Genomic DNA, 21,971 nt, shown 5'->3' with positions numbered 1-21,971 from the left:
GAACGTGCCGGAGCAGCTGTACCTGCTCGCGAACCTGGTCATCATGGTCGCTTACGCGGGGATCATGATGGCCATCGTGGTGCCCGTGGGCCGCGAGGGACAGCTGCGCACGAACCGGCTCGCCATGGCGACCGCGCTCATCTTCTTCAGCTGCGCGGTCGGCCACGGCCTGCACGCGTGGACGTCGTACCGGGCGAGCATCGCGCACACCGCTCATGTGGGGTGGACCCTGGCGCTGTGGGACACCTTCACGGCCGCCGTGGGGGTCTACTACTGGTCGCTGCGCCGGAGCTACGGCGTCCTGCTCGGCGGCGGCGCCATGTACGTCTCCCCGGGCGAGCAGAACCGCCTGGCCGAGGCCGACGAGGCCCGATCCACCCTGGCCGCCGTCGTCGAATACACCGACGACGCCATCATCGGCCTCGGCATGGGCGGCCTGGTGAACGCGTGGAACGGCGGCGCCGAGCGCCTGTTCGGCTACACGGCCGACGAGATCATCGGGCAGCCGGTGGCGATCCTGGCCGACGAGAGCGGCTTCGCCGAGCAGCAGGACGTCCGGGCCCGGATCGCCGCCGGCGAACGCGGCGTCTACTACGAGGCCCGGCGGCTGCACAAGGACGGCTCCCCGGTCGAGGTGTCGCTGAACGTGGCCCCGATCCGGGAGAGCGGCGGCGTGGTCACCGGCGTCTCGGTGGTGGCCCGCGACATCCGCGAGGCCCGGGAGGCGGCCGAGCGCCAGCGCGCCCTGGAGGAACGCACCCATCAGGCCCAGCGCATGGAGAGCCTGGGCAAACTGGCCGGCGGCATCGCCCACGACTTCAACAACATCCTGGCCATCATCGTGAACTACACCGAGTTCGCCATCGAGGAGAGCGAGGGCAACGACGGCGTACGCTCCGACCTGAACCACGTGCGCACGGCGGCCGACCGGGCCATGGGCCTGACCCGCCAGTTGCTCACCTTCACCCGCGGCGACACGGTGCAGCCGCAGGACGTCGATCTGAACCTGGCCCTGGCCGAGGTCCGCGACATGCTGGAACGCACCATCGGCGAGCACATCACGCTGGTCGCCCGCCCCGCCGCGCAGCCGGTGGTCGTGCGGGCCGACCCCGGTCAGCTCCAGCAGATCCTGCTCAACCTGGCCATCAACGCCCGCGACGCGATGCCCGACGGCGGCTCCCTGGTCCTGGAGGCGGACACGGCCGAGGTCGACGGCGACGAGGTGAAGATGCAGCCCGCGCTGCCGGCCGGCCGTTACGCCCGCCTGCAGATCAGCGACACCGGCGAGGGCATGCCGCCGGAGGTGGTCCAGCGCATCTTCGAGCCGTTCTTCACCACAAAACCCCGGGGCCGGGGTACGGGCTTGGGCCTGTCCACGGTCTACGGCATCGTGACCGAGGCGGGCGGCGCCCTGAACGTCTACTCGGAACCCGGCGTGGGCACGACGTTCCGCATCTACCTGCCGTTGGCCGCCGTCGCCGGCGACGCCCCGGTCGCGGCCCGACCGGCCGCCCCGCCACCGGGCGACGGCCGCACCATCCTGGTCGTGGAGGACGAAGTCGACCTGGCCCGGGTGGTGACCCGCATCCTGACCGCGGGCGGATATCACGTGCTGCTGGCCGACAGCGCCCCGCACGCCTTGGAACTGTTCGCGGAGAAGGGCTGCGACGCCCTGCTGACCGACGTCATCATGCCGGAGATGTCCGGCCCCCGCCTGGCCCAGCTGGTCCACGAGCGCCGCCCCGACCTCCCGGTCGTCTACATGTCCGGATATAGCAACGGCCTGCTGGGCGAGACCCGCGTCCTGGACCCCGACATCCCCTTCGTCGAGAAGCCTTTCACCCGCCAGGACCTCCTGCACAAGGTCCACGACGCCCTGACCCCGGCCCGGGTGTCGCCTTAGCGGCGCCACCGCGAAGGGTGAATCGGAGTCGCATTTGCCCCTGATTTATAGCATCGCCGCGTGAATCTCGAACCTGCTGAAAAGACCCCGCGTCGGCGATCGTTGTCAGCGTCGTGACGGCGCTCGCCGGGGCGTTCATGCCCTGGTGAACGAGCAAGACAAGAAAGACGGGAAGAGGGCGGACCGGGTGATCGCGGCGCTGGACGAGAATTACCGGCCGCGCAGACCGATTTCTCCGCCGCGGCCTGGACGCTGGAGCAGCAGATCGTCCAGCGCAAGGCTGAGGCCGTGAGCAGCCGTGACCGGGTGAGCGAACTGGCGGCGGCTCCGGTCGACTCGACGGCGAGGGGGACGGCAGAGGAAGCCGGATCAGTCCGCTCAGTGCGAGCCGGCTTCTCCACCGCCTGAATCGAAGTTCGCGGCGTCGCCGTAAGTGGCGTTCTCGGCGACGGCGCCGGAGTGGCGGTCCGGAACACCGTGGCCCCGGGTGAAGATGTCGTCGCGGTAACGGGGCGAGCTCCGGCGGATGGAGCGCATGGCCGCGCGGGCGGCCGCCGCCGGGTCCGCATTGGTCTGTCGCCGACCACGTATGCGCTTGAGGAGCAGGACAGCGAATCCGGCCACGAGCCCCAAGCCGGCGAGCCACAGATACCCCTGCATGCAGTCACGGTAGACGCCGCGTGCATCAGTGGGTCCTCAGACGGACGGTCAGGACGGCGTCCGCGAAAGCCTCGGGAGCCTCCTGGGGGAGGTTGTGACCGGCGTCGATCACCCGGTGCTCGTGGGGACCGCTGAACATGTGGGCGTGGCCGGCGGTACCGCCCGGTTTCAAGGTGTCGGTCAGGCCGTCCAGGGTCACCGCGGGCACGGTGATTTTCGGGCGGGTCGCGAGAAGGGCCTCGACGATGTCGTACGCGGGATCGCCCGCGGCCTGACCGAGGGCGTGGCGGTAGGCGTGGATGACGACGTCGACGAAGTCGGGGTTGTCGAACGAAGGAGCGGTCCGGGCGAAAGCCGCCTCGTCGAACTCCCATCGGGGCGACCACTGTCGCCACAGCATGCGGCACAGGTCGCGGCGGTGTGCGGCCAGGCCCTCGCGGCCGCGTTCCGTCTGGAACAGGTGCTGGTACCACACCGCGTGCTCGACGGCCGGGTCGAACGCGTGCCGTTGCCGTTCGATGTCGATGATGTCGTAGCCGGCCAGTGAAACCAGGCCGGCCACTCGCTGCGGCCACGCCGCGGCCGCCACACAGGAGGCCAGGCCGCCCCAGTCGTACCCCGCCACGATCGGCCCGTCGAGACGCAGCGCGTCGATCAGCGCGATCAGGTCGGACCCGAGCGCGGCCTGCTGGCCGCTGCGCATCGTGCCGCCCGGCCGGAAGCGGGTGGGTCCGAAACCCCGCAGGTACGGGCGGACGACCCGAGCACCGCGCGCCGTCAGCGCCGGAACGACCTCATCGTAGGCGTGGACGTCATACGGGAAACCGTGCGACAGAACGACCGGCCAGCCGTCAGCCGGACCGTCCTCGAGATAGGCGACGGACAGCACGCCCGCATCGACATGTTCCATGAGGCCACCATACGAATGCTCATGGGACCACCGCTCCTGCCGACCGTTCTGTGGAGAGGGCGAGGCTGCTGCCGGGAGAGACCGTGCGTGTACGGCTGTTGAGCGACTCGTGCACCAAGGGGTGGACCAGTTGGGGTCACGGCGAGCTGTGGTTGACTGACGACGCGCTGGTGCGGGTGGGCAAGCGGGACCTGACAGTCCGCGCCATGCTGGGCGGGGCCGCGGCGGCGACCGGTGGGGTGCTCGGCGTGGCGGCCGCGTTGGGGCTGGCCGCGTTGTCGAAGCCGGCTCCCCATCACGACATGGACGTCGATCCGGGTGCCTGGTTCGGTTACGTCGCGGCGCAGAAGGACGTGCTGATAATTTCGTACGCTCAGATCGCCTCCGCGACTTTGAAGGAAGGCTTGACTACGAGCAGCCTGACGGTGCGCCTTCAGGACGGGTTCAGCGCGAAGCTGCTGTGGAAACGGTCGCCGGCGGCCGTCCGGGCGCTGCGTCAGGTACTGCCGGGCTAATCCTGGACCATCTGGTCGGCGGGGGAGAGGTGCTCGACGGTCACGCCGGTTTCGGTGAAGGTTCGGGTCACCACGCCTGATGTGTAGACCCACAGGATGCGCAGGGGTGTTGTGCCCACGTTGCGGAAAAGGTGGGGGATCGGGGACGGGATGTACGTGGTGTCGTACCGGCTCAGGCGGGTTGCCTTTCCCTCGACCAGGACCTCGGCCTCGCCGTCCAGGATCGTCACGTGCTCGTCGCAATTGTGGGAGTGCATGGGGGCTCCGGTGCCCACCGGGTAGACGCTGATGCCGCTTGTTATGCGGTTCTCGCCGGCCGCTGACGTCGTGGTGATCAGGGGGGTGGTGGCTACCGAGCCGCCGCGGTCGAGGACCTTGACGTCGGCGGACTTGATGATCACGGTCATGAAAGTGAGGGTAGGTGCGATCTGTGTGTCGCCGGATGCACCCTTACCTTGCATCTCGCGCCGTGTGAGGACGTACCACGGCGTTGTTACGTTCTTGCGAAACACGCACGAGGCGAGGGCGTAACAACCATGAGACTTCCCGTCGTCGACGCCGACGAGATGACCGAACGGCAGCAGGAGATCGCGGCCCGGATCGCCGGGCGGCGCGGGGCCGTCCGCGGGCCCTTCCAGGTGTGGCTCAACAGTCCGGAGCTGTGCGAGAAAGTGGAGGCGCTCGGCGCCTTCTGCCGGTTCGAGTCGAGCCTTCCGCTGCGGCTGCGGGAGCTGGCCCTGCTGCTCGCGGCCCGGCACATGGACGCCCAATATTCGTGGAACGCCCACGTCGACAAGGCCGTCGAGGCCGGCATCCCGGCCGAGGCGGTCCGGGCCATCGCCGAGCGGCGCGAGCCGAAGTGGGAGACCGACGAGGACGAGGCCTTCCACCGCTTCGCCGTCGAGATCCTGGAGAACCACTTCGTCAGCCCGGAGACGTTCGAGCGGGCCAAGGGCTTCTTCGGCGCCCAGGGGCTGGTCGACGCGGTCGGCGCCCTCGGCAACTTCACGATGCTCGGCATGCTCCTCAATACCTTCGAGGTCGACCTTCAGAAGGACCGCACCCCGCCCTTTCCCGACATCCAGGGCTACGCCCGGGTGACCCATGAGTGACCTACCGGTCGTCCGGGTCGCGGGGATCGGCAAGAGCTTCGGCGGCGCCGTCGCCCTGCGGGACGTGAGCCTCGACCTGTTCCCCGGCGAGATCCACGCGCTGATGGGCATGAACGGCGCCGGCAAGTCGACCCTCGTCAAGATCCTCTCGGGGGCGCAGAACCCGGACGCCGGGCAGATGGAGATCGCCGGCGGCGGCGCGCAGGGTCAGCTCACCGCCCGCAAGGCGCGCAAGCTCGGCATCGCCACCGTGCCCCAGCGGCGCGAGCTGGTCATGACCCTCACCGTGGCCGAGAACATCATGCTCGGCGACCTGCCGGCGCGGGGGAGCCTGGTGCGCTGGCGTTCGGCGCGATCGCAAGCACAAGCGGCGTTGGGAGACCTCGGCATCGACCTCGACGTGGACGCGCTCGCCGGTGACCTGACCGTGGCCGAGCAGACCATGGTCGAGGTGGCCCGGGAGGTGCGCCGCGGCAGCCGGGTGCTGATCCTCGACGAGCCGACCGCGTGTCTCGGGGCCGAGGCCGCCGCCCAGATCCACACGCTGGTCAGGACCCTGCGGGACGGCGGGGTGGCCGTCGTCTTCATCTCGCACCACATCGGCGAGGTGCTCGCCCTGGCCGACCGGGTCACCGTGCTGCGCGACGGCGCCGTGGTCTGGGCCGGCCTGGCCAAGGAGACCGACGAGCCAGGTCTCGTACGCAGCATGGTGGGGCGCGACGTCGTCTCCACCCGGCCCGACAAATCATCCAAGATGGGGAATGTCGGGATCAGGGTTCGGGGCGTGAACGAAGGCCGCTTCGTCGAGGACTTCACCGTCGAGGTCCGCAAGGGCGAGGTGGTGGCCGTCCTCGGCCCGGCCGGCGACGCCCAGTCCCGGCTGTTCGACCTGCTCAGCGGCCGCCGCCGCCCGGAGAGCGGCGAGCTCGAGATCGACGGCCGCAAGGTGCCGTTCGGCCGGGTCTCACGGTCGCTCTCCAGCGGCCTCCGCTGTGTCACCGGCGACCGCCGCCGCCTCGGCCTCATCCCCGAGCTGAGCGTCGACGAGAACCTGCTGCTGGCCCAGGACCGTCTCGACAACAAGAAGCTGCACCGCTGGGACCTGCTGTCGCGCCGGGCCGCCCCGCTGCGCCACGACTACCGGGTGGTCACGCTGGCCGAGAACCCGCCGGTCGGCCTGCTCTCCGGCGGCAACCAGCAGAAGGTCCTGCTGGCCAAGTGGCTGGGCACCTCGCCCAGCGCCTGCCTGCTGGAGGACCCGACCAACGGCGTCGACATCGCCGCCATGGCCGACATCCACGCCCTGGTCGACGGGCTGGCCGCCGAGGGCGTGGCCGTCCTGCTCGCCTCCTCCGACGCCAAGGAGGTGATGCGGCTGGCCGACCGGGTCGTCTGCGTCCGCGACGGCCGCATGGTCGCCGAATACGACATCAACAGCATCACGCACGACGAGCTCGTCGCCGTCGCCCTGGGAGGAGCACTGTCGTGACCGCAACATTGGCCGTCGCCGAAAGTAAGCCGACAAAACGGACCAAGCGCCGCACGGTCGCCCACGCGGGCCTGATCGCCGTGCTGGTGCTGATCGTCGTCTTCGCCTCGGTGCAGACCGATTCCTTCCTCTCGACCAACAACCTGCTCAACGTGCTGCGCCAGGTCAGCGTGGTCGCGGTCATCGCGGCCGGGCTGACCCTGCTGATGACCGCGGGCGGCATGGACTTCTCCCTCGGCGGCAACGTCGCCGTCACCACCGCCGTCGCCGCGCAGATGTTCGCGCACGGCCAGTCCACCGGGCTGACCCTGCTCGCGTCGATCGCCCTGGCCACGGTGATCGGCCTGGTCAACGGCCTGGTGGTCACCTACACCAAGGTCGCGCCGTTCGTGGCCACGCTGGCCACGGCCACCCTGCTCGACGGCGTCGCCCTGCTGATCATCAACGGTCTCAGCGTCTCGATCGACGACCAGCTGACCGGCCTCGGCAACGGCAAGACGCTCGGCCTGCCCAACCTGGTCTTCGTGGCCGCGCTGGTGCTGGCGGTGATCGCGCTCATCATGCGCTACACCACCTTCGGCCGCGACGCCTTCGCCATCGGCGGCAACGAGGACGTGGCCCGGCTGAGCGGCATCAACGTCGCGAGGGACAAGCTTCTGCTGTACGGCTTCGCGGGCGCCCTGGCCGGCCTGGCCGGCATCATGCTGCTCTCGCGCCTCGGCGCCTCCAGTCCCGGCACGGGCGGCCTCCAGCTCCAGCTGACCGCGGTGGCCGCCGTGGTCATCGGCGGCACCTCGCTGGCCGGCGGCAAGGGCACCGTCTTCGGCACGGTGCTGGGCGTGCTCCTGCTGGGCGTGGTGGCCAACGTGCTGAACCTGCTCCAGATCTCCAGCTACTACCAGACCATCTCGGTCGGCGCCGTTCTGCTGATCGCTGCCATCGCCAACACGCTGCAAAGACGCCGACATTGACCCTTCCGGCCGGCCGCCGAAGATGTCAAGATCGTTTCAACCTGATGAACCCGGGGAGGCCCGATGGACCGCATCCTCGTCATGCGCAGCTTCGTGACGGTGGCCAAGGTCGGCAGCTTCAGCGGCGCCGCCAAACAGCTCGGCACCTCGGGCTCGCTGATCTCCCGGCACGTGGCCGACCTCGAGAAACAATTGGGCGTACGCCTGGTCAACCGCACCGCCCGCTCGGTCAGCCTGACCGAGCCGGGCCTGCGGTACAGCGAGTTCGCGAACCGGATCCTCGACGAGATCGAGGACGAGGACGCCCGGATCGCCGAGCTGCACGACCGGGCCGAGGGGCCGCTCTCGATCATCTGCCCCAAATGGATCGGCACCCTCGACCTGGGCGACGCGATCGCCGCCTTCTCGGTGGCCCACCCCAAGATCGCCGTGCGGTTCGAGCTGGGCGGAATGTCGGACCGGACGTACGACTTCCTGGACGACGGGTTCGACATCGCGTTCCACACCCGCGATCTGCGCGATTCGAGCGTACGGCTGAAAAAGATCGCGTCTTTGCCCTTCGTGCTGTGCGCCAGCAAGACTTATCTGGAGAAGCACGGCCAGCTCGACGACCCCAACGACCTGGCGAATCACGATTGCCTGGTCCACTCGAACGACCCGGTGTGGCGCATCGGCCGCGGCCACGAGAGCACGTTGCACAAGATCCGCAACGTCGCTTTCTCGTCGAACTCGTACATCGCGCTCCAGAAAGCGGCCGTGCACGGGCGCGGTATCGCGTTGTTGCCGAGCCGTCCGGCGTACGACGATCTCATGAACGGGACTTTGGAGATTCTGCTGCCGCATCTGCCGGTGCCGAGCCGTTCGCTGTACGCCATCTACGGCCCCGCCCAGCAGGCGCCGCGCAAGGTCGAGGTGTTCCTCGGCTTCCTCACCCAGTGGTTCGCGCAGAACCCGATCCCGGTGTTCGAGCGCGACGCCGCGTAGAACGCAACAAAGGCTTGCGGGAAACGGCCCTGTAACGGCGGCCGATCGGCTTCTAGGCTCGACGCGGGCCGAAAAAGGCTCTGAGAGGGAGGTGTCGGCACATGGGAGTGCAGCGCATCGAATCGGTCACCTACGGCGTGGACGACATCGATACGTGCGTCCGTTTCTTCGGCGACCTCGGTCTCGGCCTCCGCCATCACGACGATGACTCGGCCGTGTTCGAGACGCTGGCGAAGCAGACCCTACGCCTGCGCCGGCGGGACGATCCCGGCCTGCCGCCCCCGGTGGAGCCCGGCAACACCATCCGCGAGGTGGTGTGGGCGGTCGACACCGAGGCCGAGCTGGCCGGCATGCTCGAACGCCTGGACGTCCCGGTGACACAGGACGCGGACGGCGTCTGGCACACGCGGGACCGGACCGGCTACGGCGTCGGCCTCGTCGTCGCGCCGCCCGCCGCCTACGAGCCGCCCACGCCGCGCGAGGCCAACATCATGGGCCGGGTGACCCGCTGGAACACCGGGCTCACCAGCGTCGGCCGGGTCCGGCCGCTGCGCATGTGCCACGTGGCGCTGAACATCCCGAAGGCCGGCCGGGAGGAGGCGGTCGCCTTCTACGTCGACCGGCTCGGCTTCATCCCGACCGACGTGGTCAAGCCGATGGGCGTCTTCATGCGCGTCGAGGGCGACGCCGACCAGCACAACTTCCTGCTCTGCCACCGGCCCGACCGGGCCAGTGTCAACCACGTCTCGTTCGAGGTGCCCGGCTTCGACGACGTCATCGAGGGCGGCAACCACATGATCGGGCAGGGCTGGCAGGAGGCCCGCAAGCTCGGCCGGCACACCGTCGGCTCGAACGTCTTCCGCTTCGTGCACGCCCCCTGCGGCGGCCGGGTCGAGCTCGCGGCCGACATGGACCGCGTCGACGACTCGTACGGCACCCGGGTCCACGAAACCGCGCCGCCGCACCACATCTGGACGCTGCGCAGCTCCCGAGGGGAATGACCTTGACTGACCAGTACGCGCCGCTCGGCCTGTTCATCGACGGCGAGTGGACCACCGGATCCGGCGGGACGACCGCGCCGGTGCTCAACCCCGCCACCGAGGAGGTCCTGGCCGAGCTCCCGCTGGCCGGCGCCGCCGACCTGGACCGCGCGATCGAGGCCGCCGTCGCCGGGTTCGCCGTCTGGCGGGCGACGCCGATCGCCCGCCGGGTCGCGATCCTGCACGACGCCGCCGACCGCCTCGTGGCGAGGGCCGACCGGGTCGCCCGCGTCATGACGCTCGAACAGGGCAAGCCGTTCAGGGAGGCCCGTGGCGAGATCGTCCGCATCGCCGGGACGCTCCGCTGGGACGCGGACGACGCCCGCCGCGCCTACGGCCGCATCATCCCCTCGGCCGACGACACGATTCTCTCCGTCCGTAAGGAGCCGATCGGCCCGGTCGCCGCGTTCACCCCGTGGAACTTCCCGGGCGGCTCACCGATGCGCAAAATCGCGGCCGCTCTCTCGGCCGGCTGTTCCATCGTCATCAAGGCCTCCGAGGAGACGCCCGGGACGGCGTGCGAACTCGTGCGCGTGTTCGACGAAGCGGGTGTGCCCAAGGGTGTACTCAATCTGGTCTTCGGCGATCCCGCCTTCGTCTCCGGCCATCTCATCGCCTCGCCCGCGATCCGGTTGATCGCCTTCACCGGCTCCATCCCGGTCGGCAAACTGCTGGCCGGTAAGGCCGGCGCCGAGATGAAGCCGAGCCTGATGGAGCTGGGCGGGCACGCGCCCGTCATCGTCTGCGCCGACGCCGACCCGGTCCAGGCGGCCCGCAAGTCGGTCGCCGCCAAGTTCGCCAACGCCGGTCAGGTCTGCACCTCGCCCAGCCGGTTCCTGGTCCACGACGATGTGTACGACGAGTTCGTCGCCGCTTTCCTGGCCGCTACGGACGGGGTGGTCGTGGGTGACGGGCTCGACGAGGGTGTCACGATGGGGCCGCTCGCCAATCCGCGCCGGCTCAAGGCGATGGAGGAGCTGGTCACCGACGCGGTCAGCCGCGGCGCTGTTCTGCGAAGGGGCGGCGAGCGGATCGACCGGCCGGGTTTCTTCTTCGCGCCGACCGTGCTGACCGAGGTGCCGCTCGGCGCGCGGGTCATGACCGAGGAGCCGTTCGGGCCGATAGCGCCCATCGTGCGCTTCACCGACCTCGCCCAGGCCCTGGAGACCGCCAATTCCCTGCCGTACGGCCTGGCCGCGTACGGCTTTACGCGCTCCTCCAGGACGGCGGAGAGGCTGATCGCCGGTTTCGAGGCGGGCATCCTGTCCATCAACCACTGTGGAGGATCGGTGCACGAGGCGCCGTCCGGCGGTGTGAAGTCGAGTGGTTTCGGCCGTGAGGGCGGCCCCGAGGGCCTCGAGGGCTACCTCGTCACCAAGCGCGTCAACCACCTGCTGGTCGATTGATGAGGTACACGCGTATCTCGCTCGGCGGGCGGCCCTCGTGGGCGCGCGTGGAGGATTCGGCGGTCCACGTCCTCGACGGATCACCTCTCTCCGGCTCGCCCGCGGTGGTCGGCGACCTCCCGTTGGGCGACGTTCACTTTCTGCCGCCGGTGATTCCGCCGGTCTTCTACGCGGTCGGACTGAACTACCGGGGCCACGTCGAGCACGCCAAACAGATGGGGTACCCGGCGGCCGCGCTCCCGGAGCGGCCCGAGATCGGCTACCGGGCCAACAACGCGCTCACCGGGCACCGGTCGCCGATCGTGCGCCCGGCCGGCGTCACGGGACGCTTCGAGGCCGAGGGTGAAGTCGTGGCGGTCATCGGCCGTACGGTGAAGAAAGCGTCCCGGCAGGAGGCGCAGGAATCGGTCTTCGGCTGGACCATCGGCAACGACGTCAGCGCCCGCGAATGGCAGAACGCCGACCGGACCTTCTGGCGCGGCAAGAACAGCGACACGTTCAAGCCGATGGGGCCCTGGATCGAGACCGGCGTCGACCCGCTGCGGCAGACCACGACCGTCCGCATCGACGGCGACGTGCGCGCGTCGTTCGACACCGGCGCGATGATTTTCGATCCCTACGACTACATCGTCGAGACCACGAAGTACATCACCCTGCACCCCGGCGACGTCCTCTGGATGGGCGCCGACTCCACCGTCCAGATGGAGCCGGGAAACGTCGTCGACATCGAGATCAGCGGCATCGGTGTGCTGTCCAACCCCGTAGTTCTGGAAACCTGAGGAGGCTTTCGGTGTCCACGAAACCCCGCTTCATCCACCACGTGAACTTCCCGACCACCGATCCCGAGCGCACCAAGGAGTGGTACTCGAAAGTGTTCGGGCTCAAGGCCATCACGCCCAAGAGCAACACCAAGGTGGTGCTCATGACCCGCGGCAACTTCGACCTGCATTTCACGCCGGTCGAGGAGATGGACCGGATGGCGCCCTACCACTTCGCGATCGAGGTGGAGGACTGGGACGGATTCCTGGCCCACCTCACCGAGCTGGGAATCCGGCACACGCGGCCGATCGAGCGGCCCGAGAACAACTCGAAGTTCTGCTACATCCACGACCCCGACCACACTATGATCGAGCTGGTCTACCACGGGAACTTCGCCCGATGAGCGTCGTCAGCGCCGGCGGCGTCTCCATCTACTACGAGCGGCACGGCGCCGGCCCGGCCATCCTGCTCGTGCACGGCTCGGGCGGCCACCACGCCGCCTGGTGGCAGCAGGTGGCCGCGCTGCGCACCAGGTTCACCGTCATCACGGTCGACCTGCGAGGCTTCGGCAAGTCCTCCACATCCTCGTTCGACGGGCAGGACTTTCCCGGCGACATCCTGGCCGTGCTCGACCAGGAGGACATCACCGGCGCCCTGCTGGTGGGCCAGTCGATCGGCGCGGTGGCGGCCCTGCGCGCCGGCCTGTCGCGCCCGGACCGGGTCCGAGGCGTCGCCCTGGCCCACTCGCTCGGCGGCATCGCCGATCCGGTGCTGGCCGACCTGGTCGCGGCCGACCGCGCGGAAGCGGTCAAGCTGCCGGTGCTGGACCGGTTGCTGAGCAAGGCGTTCCAGGAGAACGAGCCGGCCAAGACGTTCCTCTTCCAGCAGATGGGCACGTTCAACGTGGCCAAGATGGCCGACCTGCGCAACCTGTCCGCCGGCGGCCCGACGATCGAGGAGGTCGTCGCCTCCGGGCTCGACATCACGTTCCTGGCCGGCGAGAAGGACGCGGTGCTCAGCGCGGCCACGGTGCGCAAGGCACACGAGCTCGTGAAGGGCTCCCGTCTCTCGCTGATCCCGGACGCGCCGCACTCCATGTACTGGGAGCGGCCGGACCTGTTCAACGCGGCCGTCACGTCGATCCGGGAGGCCCTGGCATGAAGCTGACCCTTCACGACGCTTCCGTCATCGTCGACGCCGCGCAGAAGGCCGGAAGCACCATCGGCAAGGCCCTCAGCGTGGCGGTGGTCGACGCGGGCGGGTTCCTGCTCGTGGTGAAGCGGGCCGACGGAGCGCGGCCGCTGACTCCGAACATCGCCATCTCCAAGGCGTACAGCGCGGCGGTGATGGAACGGCCGACCAAGATGCTGAAGGCGTGGGCGGAGAGCAACCCCGGCTTCTTCGCCTCCCTGTCGGCCCACGCGGCCCAGCCGATCGTGGCCACCGAGGGCGGAGTGACCGTCAAACGCGACGGCGAGATCCTCGGCGGCCTGGGCATCTCGGGCGGCACCGGCGACGAGGACCAGCAGATCTGCGACGACGTGCTGGGAGCGCTCGGCTATGAGCTCGAATTCCAGGCGTGGGGAGGGGCCAGGAAGTAATGGCTGACACTTACAAGTTCCGGATCGACCACCACGGCAGCCTCGTGCGCCCGCCGGAGCTTCTCGAGGCCCGCCGCCGCGACGACCCCGGCCTGCGCGCGGTGGAGGACGAGGCGATCGCGGCCGTGGTCCGCGACCAGCGCAAGCTCAGCCTGTCGGTGGTGACGGACGGGCAGTTCCGCCGGGCATCGTCGGCGGGCGTCGTCCTCGAAGGGGTCGCGGGCTTCTCGCAGGTGGGGGACCGGTGGATCGCGGACGGATGGCTGAAGCCGGTGCGCTCGCTGGTGGCCGAGGACACGGCGGCGGTCGACGGCCTGACCCAGCAGCTCCCGGCGAAGGCGACGCTGCCGTCCCCGGCGTTGCTGGCGGCGGCGACGTTCGACCCCGGCGGCCCGTACGACAGCGTCCGTTCGCTCGGCGAGGCGCTGGCCGCGATCATCCGCGACGAGATCGCACAGCTGATCGCGAAGGGGGTGCGCTACGTCCAGCTGGACGGGCACGCCTACGCGGCGGCGCTCGGCGGGGAGTCGATCCCGGGCATCTCGCTGGACGACGCGATCGCGGTGGACTCGCTGGCCATCGGCCTGAAGGACAAGCCGGAGGACGTACGGATCGGAATCTGCCCGGCTCTGGTGGCGCCCGGGGCGGTCGACAACGCGGGGGCGGAACGGCTCTTCAACGAGGTTCCGGCGGATCGGTGGATTCTGCCGTACGACAAGCACACCGGCGCCGAGCTGGCGCTGGTGCGGGCGGTGCCGGCGTCCAAGGACGTGTGCCTGGGCATCGTGGACCCGTTCACCGCTCGGCTCGAGGACATCGACGCGGTCATGAGCCGGATGGACCTGGTCTTCGAGGTGCGCGACCTGGAGGACGTGGCGGTCAGTCCGAGTGCGGGCTTCTCGGACGTGGCGGGAGGGTCTTCGATCGGGATCGAGGATCAGAGGCGCAAGCTGATCCACGTGGAGACGGTGGCTCGGATGTGCTGGGGGAATGAGCTCTGATTCTTCGGTCGCGGGGTGTGGACAGGGGAGTCGGTCACGCGGGCCGGCTGGGTGGTGGGCTGGTCGGCAATTCCAGGCCGGTCGCGCGGGTCGGTGCTCATGCTCGGCCCCGCGAGCCGGTTGTGCCCGCTGGGTGGTGCGAGAGTCGGTCATCGCTGACCCGTGCCCGTTGATGCTCGGCGGCGATCGCGACGCGCCGGCCGGGTTCGGTGGCTGGGCGGCGGTTTGTGGGGGCCGTGAGCGGAGTGGAAGACCGGTACTGTGCGGCTGTGCGTGGGGTGGGGCGGATTCTTGTTGCTGTGGTCGGGCTTGTGGTGCTCGGTGGGTGTAGCGGCGATCGCAGCGTTGGCGGGGCCGAGGATGTGCTCGTCGAGAACTATCTGGAGCCGCTGGAAGAAGCGGGGATCGGCGTCACTGTGGAGCACTCGTGCCGGTATGCCGGTGACGTGGGCTATCCCTGGCACCTGAGTGTCGCGTTGCGGCTGGACGGGGCCCTGGAACGGGTGGCCGGGTTTCTCGAGGGTGAGGGCATGATGGTTTGCCGCGACCACGAGCCGATGATCGTGCAGCAGGTCTTCAACCATCCGGAGGACGGCTGGAACGGGTCGCTGGCGGCCGATGGCCAACGGTCCGTGCTGTCGCTGGTGTTCAACAACGCCGAGCGGTCCGGCTGGGACGGGGCCGTCGGCTGGGCCGATTCGTGTCCTCCTCCTCTGGGGCCCGTCGAGTGATGAAGTGATGCAACCTTTTCGCCGTCCGCGGAGTAGATGGGTGGGCGAGGGAAGGGGGCGTGGTGGTGCGGGCCGACTGGGAAGAGCAGTTCGCCGAATACTTTCGCGTGCGGGCGCAGCCTCTGCGCCGGCTTGCCTATTCGCTGTGCGGGGACTGGCATACGGCTGAGGATCTGGTTCAGGTCACCTTCGTGCGGCTGTACCGGCGGTGGACCGGTCTTCGTGGGGAGACGGTGGACGCCTATGCGCGGCGCGTGCTGGTCAATGCCTTTCTGACGCACCGGCGGGATCGGCGGCGTGAAGCACTCATGGCCGAGCCGCCGGAGCGGGCGGCTGACAGCGCCGATCCCACGTCGAAGGTGGCGGTGCGCCGGGCCTTGGCCGAGCTGGGGCCGCGGCAGCGGGCCGCGGTGGTGCTGCGCTATCTGGAAGATCTGCCGGTGGCCGAGGTCGCCGCTCTGCTCGGGGTCACCGAGGGCACCGTGAAGAGCCAGACCGCCCGGGCCCTCCAATCCATGCGGGCGGTGCTTCCCGATGCCGCGTTCACCAAGGAGTAGGCGATGGGCGAACGGGAAGTGCGAGAAGCGTTGAGGGCGGCGTACGCCGATGACGCCGAACCGGTGATGGGGCTGAGTGCCCAGACCGTGCTCGCCGCCGGGCGGCGATCACGCCGGAACCGGCGGCTGGCCGGGTTCGCGGGGGCCGGGCTCGCGGCGGTGCTGGCCGGGGCGGGCGTGGTCGCGGTGTCCGGGGCCGGATCCGGTGGTGCTCAGTTCGCGGCGGCCGAGCCGTGCCTGATCGCGCCCGGGTCCCGGCCCAGTGGGGTGGTCGCGGCCGGCCAGGCACTGCCGCCCGATGTCGTGGAGTGGGCGGCTGTCAGCCTGACCTGTCATCTCGGCGAGGAAGTGCCCCGCCTGCTCCCGAACGCGCGCTACGCCCAGGTGCCGGGTGCGCCGGCGGGGCCGCTGACCGGGTTCAGCCTGGGCGGCGACCGGGTGGACGCCGTGGCTCTGGTTCGTGATGCCGAGGGCACCGGTGACCTGACGGTCAATGTCGCGGTGGTGGATCAGGAGGCCGCTTCTGAGGGCGAGGATCAGTGCCGGCGGGAAAAGGCGGCGAAGTGCACCGTCCGGCCGGGGCCGCGCGGGGAGACCGTGCTGCTGAGCACCGAGGCCGGCGGCCTGCCGGCCGGGGAGCCGCGGAATTACGTCGTGCGGGTCTATCGGGGTCACAGCGAGATCTACGTGCAGGTCTCGAACACCGACCGGCAGGTGAAGGGCGGCGGGGCTCCGGTCGCCACCCGGCCGGAACCCGTGCTCACCGCGGACCAGGCCGTTCAGCTGGCGCTCTCGGATGGGCTGTTTCTGTTTTCCTGAGTTATGACGTCGCCGAAGAAGACCTGGCGGTCGGTCAGGCGGGGGCGGATCGTGTCGAGGATGTATTCGGTGAAGTGTGGGGTGGCGGCGTGGGTCTCGAAACCCGCGCGGTCGGTGTACTGCTCGTAGATGACGAAGACGGCCGGGTCCTCGGGGTCGGTGTGCAGCTCGTAGAGCAGGTTGGCGGGCTCGTCCCGGGTGTGGGCGCGCATCTTCAGCAGGGCCTCGCGGACCAGGTCGGCGTCGGGTGGGGCGCAGCGGTAGTGCGCTATCACGGCGTACGGCATGGAAGGATTTCAGCACCTCGCAGAGTGCGCGCGGCGCAAGCATTGGATGCCCCGCGACGGATGGTTAGGGCGCATCGCGGTTCCTAGGGTTTCTCTCAGATTCCCGAGGAGCGGTGATGTTTGTGCGAACGATGGAGACGCTGGCCGGGGGCCGGTGGACGGGCGCCGACGCCTGGGTCGACGTGTTCGATCCGGTCGATGTGCGCCAGCCCGTGGTGCGGGTGCCGGCGCTGTCGGCGGCGGCCGTGACCGAGATCTATGACGCGGCTGAGGACGGCTTCGCCACGTGGCGGCGTACACCGGCGCTCGAACGCTCGAAGGTTTTGGCGAAAGCCGCGTCTCTGGTGCGGGTCCGCGCCGCCGAGATCGCGCTCGCGGTGGTCACCGAGAACGGCAAGACCCTGGCCGAGGCTCGCGGCGAGGTCGAGAAGACGGCCGACTTCTTCGAGTACTACGCGGGGATCGGGCGGGAGCCGTACGGGGCGCTCGTCAACGACGCCCGGCCGGCGACCCGGACCTCCTGGCAGCGGGAGCCGATCGGGGTGGTCCTGGCCATCACGCCGTGGAACGACCCGCTGATCACGCCGGCCCGGAAGCTGGCGCCGGCGCTCGCGGCCGGCAACGCCGTGGTGATCAAGCCGGCCAGCGAGACGCCCAGCTCGACGCTCTACCTGGCTCGCGCCCTGCACGACGCCGGGCTGCCGGCCGGGGTGCTCAGCGTGGTCACCGGGCGCACCTCGGAGATCTCCGGCGCGCTGCTCGACGATCCGCGCGTCGCCGCCGTCACCTTCACCGGGAGCAACGAGGTCGGCGAGGGCATCCGGGCCCGGGTCGCCGGGCGCAACGTGCGCTTCCAGGGGGAGCTGGGCGGCAAGAACGCGACCGTGGTGCTGGCCGACGCCAAGCTCGAGCAGGCCGTCGCGGGCGTGGTCGCCGCCTCGTTCGGGCAGGCCGGGCAGCGGTGCACCGCGACCAGCCGGGTGCTGGTCGAGCGGGCGGTCGCGGACGACTTCCTGACCGCGCTCAAGGACCGGGTGGCCGCGCTCCGGCTCGGGCCCGGCAACCAGGACGGCACCGTTGTCGGGCCCCTGGTCAGCCGGGCGCAGCAGGACAGCGTGCTCGGCGACATCGCCACCGCGGTCAAGCAGGGGGCCCGGGTCGAGCTGGGCGGGGACGCGCCGGGCGGCCCGCTGGCGTACGGCTGCTATGTCAATCCCACGATCCTGGCCGGCGTCACCACCGAGATGGACGTCTGGAGCGAGGAGGTCTTCGGGCCGGTCGTGGCCGTCCGGGTCGTCGACGGGATCGAGCAGGCGATCGCCGAGGTGAACGACTCCCGCTACGGGCTCGCCGCGGCGATCTTCACGACGGATCTGACGGCGGCCCACCGTTTCCTGGACGAGGTCGAGTGCGGGCAGATCGCGGTCAACACCACGACCTCCGGCTGGGACGTCCACCAGCCGTTCGGGGGCTTCCGGAGCTCCGGATCGGCCTTCAAGGAGCAGGGCAGCGAGGCCCTGCACTTCTACACCCGCGTCAAGACCGTCGCGATCAACTTCAGCTGAGAGGAAACACCCTATGTTCGTCGTCGACTCCCAGGTGCACATCTGGAAGGAAGAGACGCCCGACCGCCCGTGGGTTCCGGGCGCGCGGGAGCGGATCCGTCTCAACGGGCACCGGGAAGACCCCTTCAGCTACGAGGAGTGCCTCGCGCTGATGGACGAGGCCGGCGTCAACCGGGCCCTGATCCTGCCACCGTCGTGGGAGGGCGACCGGATCGACTACGCGCTGGAGGCCTGCGAGGCGTTCCCGGAGCGGTTCGGCATCATGGCCCGCATCCCGCAGAACAAGCCCGAAGAGGGCAAGGCGATGCTGAAGGACTTCGCACAGAACCCCTACATCAAGGGGACGCGGCTGACCTTCCACCGGCCGATCGACCGCAACTGGATGATCGACGGCACCAACGACTGGTACTGGCCGATCGCCGAGGAGCTGTCCATCCCGACGATGGTCCACGCGCCGATCTGGAAGGCGGAACTCGGGAAGATCGCCGAGCGGCACCCCGGCCTGAAGATCATCATCGATCACATGGGCATCATGGCGCGCTGCGTGGACGACGCGATCGGCTACTGGGTCTCCGAGACCGCCGACCTGCACAAGCACCCGAACATCTACGTGAAGGTCTCGGCCATCCCGGGCTACTCCACGCAGCCCTTCCCGAACCTCAACATCGAGAAGTACGTGCGTGAGATGGTCGACAAGATGGGACCCGAGCGCTGCTTCTGGGGCACCGACATCACCCGCCTGCTCGGTCACGGCCTCAGCTACGTCGAGACGATCGAGCAGTTCACCAAGCACTTCGACCTCACGCCGGAGGAGCTTGAGTGGATCATGGGCCGGGGCATCTGCGAGGTGCTGGACTGGCCCATCAACGACAAGGCCTCCTCGTGACCGACGGGGGCGACGCCGTCGTCGCGGCCTTCCTCGCGGCCGGCGCCGACTACGTCTTCTCGTCGCCGGGCTCGGAGTGGGCGCCGGTGTGGGAGTCGATCGCGCGGCGGCACCGCGACGGCGAGCCCTGCCCGGGATATCTCGACCTGACCCACGAGACGGTCGCGGTCGGCATGGCCACCGGCTACGGCCTCGTGACCCGCCGGGCCCAGGGCGTGCTCCTGCACGCCGGGCCCGGCCTGCTCCAAGGGGCCAACGCGGTGCACGGCGCCCTGCTGGCCGGCGTGCCCATGGTGGTCGCCTCCTCGGAGTCGACCACCTACGGCGACGGGCCCGGCCCCGACCCGGGCGGCCAGTGGTACCGCAACCTGTCGGTGGTGGGCGGGCCGCACACGTTCGCGGCGCCGTGGACGAAGTGGTCGAACCAGGCGGCCAGTGTCCACACGCTGCCCACGATGATCACGCGCGGGGCCGAGCTGGCCGCCCGCGCGCCGGCCGGGCCGGTCTATCTCAACGTGCCGCTGGAGGTGCTCCTCGAGCCGTGGTCCTCTCCACCGATCAAAACCGTGGCTTCGAAGGGCGCCAGCGTCAGTCCCGACAGCGAGCTGCGGGCGGCGCTCGAGCTCATCGCGGCGGCGGACAACCCGGTGATCGTCACCGAGACGGTGGGCCGCGAGGAGGACGGCATGGCGGCGCTGGTCGCCTTCGCCGAGAAGCTGCGCATCCCGGTCGTCGAGCCGAGCTCGGCGGTGTGCGCGAACTTCCCGCGCAACCACCCGCTGCACGTGGGCGGGAACCTGGAGCCCTGGGTGGACACGGCCGACCTGATCATCCTGATCAACTGCCGTGCGCCTTTCTACCCGCCGTCCCGTACGCCCGCGAAAGCCAAGATCCTGGTGATCGACGAGGTACCCCAGCGGCCGCACATCGCCTATCAGGTGCTGAACGCCGATCAGTACCTCGAGGGCGGCACGGCGGAGACGCTGCTGGCGCTGGCCCGGCTGGCTTCCCCCTCGTCACGAGCAATGCCGGCCCGGCACGGCGAGGAACAGGCGGCGATCAGGGCGGCCGAGGAGAAGGCCGAAGGGCTCGACCCTGTGCTTGTCGCCGCGACACTGCGTGAGCTGCTGGCCGATGGCGACTCGATCGTGGTCGACGAGACCATCACGCACAGCCGCGTCGTGCAGCGGCACCTGCGGCGCAGCGCCCCCGACTCGTACTTCTACGTGCAGGGCGGCCTGGGGCAGGGGATCGCGGTGGCCCTCGGCGTGAAACTGGCCGCGCCGGACAAGCCGGTCGTGCTCACCGTCGGCGACGGCGCGTTCCTCTACAACCCGGTGATCCCCTCGCTGGACGCGGCCCGGGCCAACAACCTGCCGCTGCTCATCGTGGTCTTCAACAACCACGAATATCTGTCGATGAAGCTGAACCACCTGCGGTTCTACCCGAAGGGCGCGGCCGTCGAGACCGGCGAGTTCCTCGGCAACGACCTGAGCTCGCAGCCCGAGCTGTCGGCCTTCGCCGAGCCGTTCGGCATGCACGGCGAGCACGTCGCGGCCCGCGACGAGCTGGCGCCGGCCCTCGACCGGGCGTTCAAGGCCGTGCGGTCCGGAACCACCGCGATCGTCAACGTGCGCGTCTCGCGCTGATCCCGTTTGGAGACCCATGCCCCCCAAAGTCCTGGTTCCCGCCGGTGAGCTCAAGGAGTTCACGACCGCGCTGCTCGCGGCGTCGGTCAAGGACCCCGCGCAGGCGCGGACCATCAGCGACGTGCTGATCTGGGCGGCGCTGCGCGGCGTCGACTCGCACGGCGTGGCCCGGGTGCCGCGCTACCTGGAGCTGCTGGCCTCGGGCGAGGCGAATCCGGCGCCCACGATGTCCCTCTCGTCGACGGCGGCGGCGGTCGCCGTGCTCGACGCCGACCGTGCCCCCGGGCCGGTCGCGCTGACCGCGGCCGCGACCGAGGCGGTCAGGCTGGCCCGGGCCGGCGGGATCGGTGCGGTCGGCGTGCGCGGCACGGTGCACACCGGAGCGATCGGCTACTACACGTCGCTGATCGCGGCCGAGGGCCTGATCGGCATCGCCTTCGTCGCGGGCATGCCGAACATGAGCTATCCGGGAGTGCGGGGCGCGGCCGTGGCGACCAGCCCGCTGTCGATCGCCGTGCCCACGGCCGGGGACCAGCCGCCGGTATTGCTCGACATGGCGACCGCCGGCATCGCGCTCGGCAAGATCGCGCAGTACCGCAACGCGGGACAGACCCTGCCCGAGGGGGTGGCCGCGACCGCGGACGGCACGCCCACGACCGACCCGAACCTGGCCACGATGCCGCTGCCGCTGGGCGGAGCGAAGGGCGCGGGCATGTCGCTCGTGTTCGAGCTGCTGACCAGCGTGCTGGTCGGCGCCCCGATCCTCTCCTCGTTCCACGGCGACGACCCGGCCGGGCGCCGGCACCGGCAGAACGCGCTGATCCTGGCCCTGCGGCCGGCCGCGTTCGGTGACGCGGAGGCGTTCGGGCCGGCGGTGGACTCGACCCTCGCCGCCTTGCGAGGGCTGACGCCGGCGGCGGACGACGCGGAGATCCGCTATCCGGGCCAGCACAGCGCGGCGGTGGCGGCCGACCGGGCCGTCAAGGGCGTTCCGGTGGCCGCGAAGGTGTGGTCGGAACTGGAAAACGCAGCGAAAGAGTTGCACATACCGCTACCGTCGCAATCCTGATGATCTTCCGTACGCGGTGACGGCAGCTGCCGCGTACGGAGCGGGCGAATCGCCCGG

The 21,971-nt window shown here is 69.9% G+C and carries 24 protein-coding genes; 20 read left to right on the top strand and 4 right to left on the bottom strand.

What is annotated here, in order from left to right:
* Positions 1–4 precede the first annotated feature (4 nt).
* On the top strand, positions 5–1,903 hold the full coding sequence (locus ACFY36_RS14085) for an ATP-binding protein (RefSeq protein ID WP_499746344.1): 1,899 nt from the start codon (positions 5–7) through the stop codon (positions 1,901–1,903).
* 378 nt (positions 1,904–2,281) lie between these two features.
* Here the strand turns inward: ACFY36_RS14085 and ACFY36_RS14080 are convergent, their stop codons facing one another.
* Both ACFY36_RS14080 and ACFY36_RS14075 read right to left on the bottom strand, forming a co-directional pair.
* Positions 2,282–2,563 carry a hypothetical protein gene (locus ACFY36_RS14080; RefSeq protein ID WP_499746343.1) on the bottom strand — a complete coding sequence of 94 codons (282 nt, stop codon included), beginning with the start codon at positions 2,561–2,563 and terminating at the stop codon, positions 2,282–2,284.
* A gap of 25 nt (positions 2,564–2,588) precedes the next feature.
* A complete protein-coding gene (locus ACFY36_RS14075) occupies positions 2,589–3,473 on the bottom strand; it encodes an alpha/beta fold hydrolase (RefSeq protein ID WP_499746342.1) in 885 nt (294 codons plus the stop codon).
* Between the two features lie 83 nt (positions 3,474–3,556).
* Here ACFY36_RS14075 and ACFY36_RS14070 point away from each other — a divergent pair, with 83 nt between their 5' ends.
* A complete protein-coding gene (locus ACFY36_RS14070; protein ID WP_499746341.1) occupies positions 3,557–3,988 on the top strand; it encodes a hypothetical protein in 432 nt (143 codons plus the stop codon).
* On the opposite strand, the gene ACFY36_RS14065 is transcribed toward ACFY36_RS14070, so the two are convergent.
* Positions 3,985–4,395 (bottom strand): cupin domain-containing protein, encoded by a 411-nt coding sequence (locus tag ACFY36_RS14065; protein ID WP_499746340.1) that lies wholly within the window; start codon positions 4,393–4,395, stop codon positions 3,985–3,987. The genes ACFY36_RS14070 and ACFY36_RS14065 overlap by 4 nt on opposite strands.
* Positions 4,396–4,524: 129 nt before the next feature.
* Between ACFY36_RS14065 and ACFY36_RS14060 the strand changes: the two genes are divergently transcribed.
* The 14 genes from ACFY36_RS14060 (at position 4,525) to ACFY36_RS13995 (ending at position 16,458) form a co-directional block, all read left to right on the top strand.
* Entirely contained in the window at positions 4,525–5,100 is a 576-nt protein-coding gene (locus ACFY36_RS14060; protein WP_499746339.1) for a carboxymuconolactone decarboxylase family protein, read from the top strand.
* Positions 5,093–6,589 carry a sugar ABC transporter ATP-binding protein gene (locus ACFY36_RS14055; RefSeq protein WP_499746338.1) on the top strand — a complete coding sequence of 499 codons (1,497 nt, stop codon included), beginning with the start codon at positions 5,093–5,095 and terminating at the stop codon, positions 6,587–6,589. The genes ACFY36_RS14060 and ACFY36_RS14055 overlap by 8 nt, the downstream gene beginning before the upstream one ends.
* Complete coding sequence (locus ACFY36_RS14050) at positions 6,586–7,560, top strand: ABC transporter permease (protein ID WP_499746337.1); 975 nt, start codon at positions 6,586–6,588, stop codon at positions 7,558–7,560. The genes ACFY36_RS14055 and ACFY36_RS14050 overlap by 4 nt, the downstream gene beginning before the upstream one ends.
* A 63-nt stretch (positions 7,561–7,623) precedes the next feature.
* Positions 7,624–8,544, top strand: a complete 921-nt coding sequence (locus ACFY36_RS14045; RefSeq protein WP_499746336.1) for a LysR family transcriptional regulator — start codon at positions 7,624–7,626, stop codon at positions 8,542–8,544.
* A gap of 101 nt (positions 8,545–8,645) precedes the next feature.
* Entirely contained in the window at positions 8,646–9,545 is a 900-nt protein-coding gene (locus tag ACFY36_RS14040; protein ID WP_499746335.1) for a VOC family protein, read from the top strand.
* Positions 9,546–9,547: 2 nt separating this feature from the next.
* Positions 9,548–10,990, top strand: a complete 1,443-nt coding sequence (locus ACFY36_RS14035) for an NAD-dependent succinate-semialdehyde dehydrogenase (protein WP_499746334.1) — start codon at positions 9,548–9,550, stop codon at positions 10,988–10,990.
* Positions 10,990–11,769, top strand: coding sequence for a fumarylacetoacetate hydrolase family protein (locus ACFY36_RS14030; RefSeq protein ID WP_499746333.1), 780 nt, complete (start codon positions 10,990–10,992; stop codon positions 11,767–11,769). Before ACFY36_RS14035 ends, ACFY36_RS14030 begins: the two co-directional genes overlap by 1 nt.
* Before the next feature lie 11 nt (positions 11,770–11,780).
* Positions 11,781–12,152, top strand: coding sequence for a VOC family protein (locus ACFY36_RS14025; protein ID WP_499746332.1), 372 nt, complete (start codon positions 11,781–11,783; stop codon positions 12,150–12,152).
* On the top strand, positions 12,149–12,910 hold the full coding sequence (locus tag ACFY36_RS14020; RefSeq protein ID WP_499746331.1) for an alpha/beta fold hydrolase: 762 nt from the start codon (positions 12,149–12,151) through the stop codon (positions 12,908–12,910). The genes ACFY36_RS14025 and ACFY36_RS14020 overlap by 4 nt, the downstream gene beginning before the upstream one ends.
* Positions 12,907–13,350 (top strand): GlcG/HbpS family heme-binding protein, encoded by a 444-nt coding sequence (locus ACFY36_RS14015; RefSeq protein ID WP_499746330.1) that lies wholly within the window; start codon positions 12,907–12,909, stop codon positions 13,348–13,350. Before ACFY36_RS14020 ends, ACFY36_RS14015 begins: the two co-directional genes overlap by 4 nt.
* Positions 13,350–14,351 (top strand): uroporphyrinogen decarboxylase/cobalamine-independent methonine synthase family protein, encoded by a 1,002-nt coding sequence (locus tag ACFY36_RS14010; protein ID WP_499746329.1) that lies wholly within the window; start codon positions 13,350–13,352, stop codon positions 14,349–14,351. Before ACFY36_RS14015 ends, ACFY36_RS14010 begins: the two co-directional genes overlap by 1 nt.
* Before the next feature lie 269 nt (positions 14,352–14,620).
* Positions 14,621–15,082, top strand: coding sequence for a hypothetical protein (locus ACFY36_RS14005; protein WP_499746328.1), 462 nt, complete (start codon positions 14,621–14,623; stop codon positions 15,080–15,082).
* A 59-nt stretch (positions 15,083–15,141) separates the two neighbouring features.
* Complete coding sequence (locus ACFY36_RS14000; protein WP_499746327.1) at positions 15,142–15,639, top strand: SigE family RNA polymerase sigma factor; 498 nt, start codon at positions 15,142–15,144, stop codon at positions 15,637–15,639.
* A gap of 3 nt (positions 15,640–15,642) precedes the next feature.
* Entirely contained in the window at positions 15,643–16,458 is an 816-nt protein-coding gene (locus tag ACFY36_RS13995; protein WP_499746326.1) for a hypothetical protein, read from the top strand.
* On the opposite strand, the gene ACFY36_RS13990 is transcribed toward ACFY36_RS13995, so the two are convergent.
* Positions 16,419–16,745 carry a putative quinol monooxygenase gene (locus tag ACFY36_RS13990; protein ID WP_499746325.1) on the bottom strand — a complete coding sequence of 109 codons (327 nt, stop codon included), beginning with the start codon at positions 16,743–16,745 and terminating at the stop codon, positions 16,419–16,421. The two genes, ACFY36_RS13995 and ACFY36_RS13990, sit on opposite strands and share 40 nt — an antisense overlap.
* A 116-nt stretch (positions 16,746–16,861) precedes the next feature.
* Here ACFY36_RS13990 and ACFY36_RS13985 point away from each other — a divergent pair, with 116 nt between their 5' ends.
* From ACFY36_RS13985 to ACFY36_RS13970, 4 genes are read left to right on the top strand one after another with little or no spacing between them, the layout of a single operon-like run.
* Positions 16,862–18,310 carry an aldehyde dehydrogenase family protein gene (locus ACFY36_RS13985; RefSeq protein WP_499746324.1) on the top strand — a complete coding sequence of 483 codons (1,449 nt, stop codon included), beginning with the start codon at positions 16,862–16,864 and terminating at the stop codon, positions 18,308–18,310.
* A 13-nt stretch (positions 18,311–18,323) separates the two neighbouring features.
* A complete protein-coding gene (locus ACFY36_RS13980) occupies positions 18,324–19,196 on the top strand; it encodes an amidohydrolase family protein (RefSeq protein WP_499746323.1) in 873 nt (290 codons plus the stop codon).
* The gene (locus tag ACFY36_RS13975; RefSeq protein ID WP_499746322.1) at positions 19,193–20,845 is read left to right on the top strand and encodes a thiamine pyrophosphate-dependent enzyme; all 1,653 of its coding nucleotides are present in this window, start codon (positions 19,193–19,195) and stop codon (positions 20,843–20,845) included. The genes ACFY36_RS13980 and ACFY36_RS13975 overlap by 4 nt, the downstream gene beginning before the upstream one ends.
* Before the next feature lie 16 nt (positions 20,846–20,861).
* Positions 20,862–21,914 (top strand): Ldh family oxidoreductase, encoded by a 1,053-nt coding sequence (locus tag ACFY36_RS13970; RefSeq protein ID WP_499746321.1) that lies wholly within the window; start codon positions 20,862–20,864, stop codon positions 21,912–21,914.
* The last annotated feature ends 57 nt before the right edge of the window (positions 21,915–21,971 follow it).

The organism is Actinoplanes sp. NPDC000266, assembly GCF_042899005.1.
Lineage (GTDB): Bacteria > Actinomycetota > Actinomycetes > Mycobacteriales > Micromonosporaceae > Actinoplanes.
This window is presented reverse-complemented; position numbering and strand designations above follow the sequence as displayed.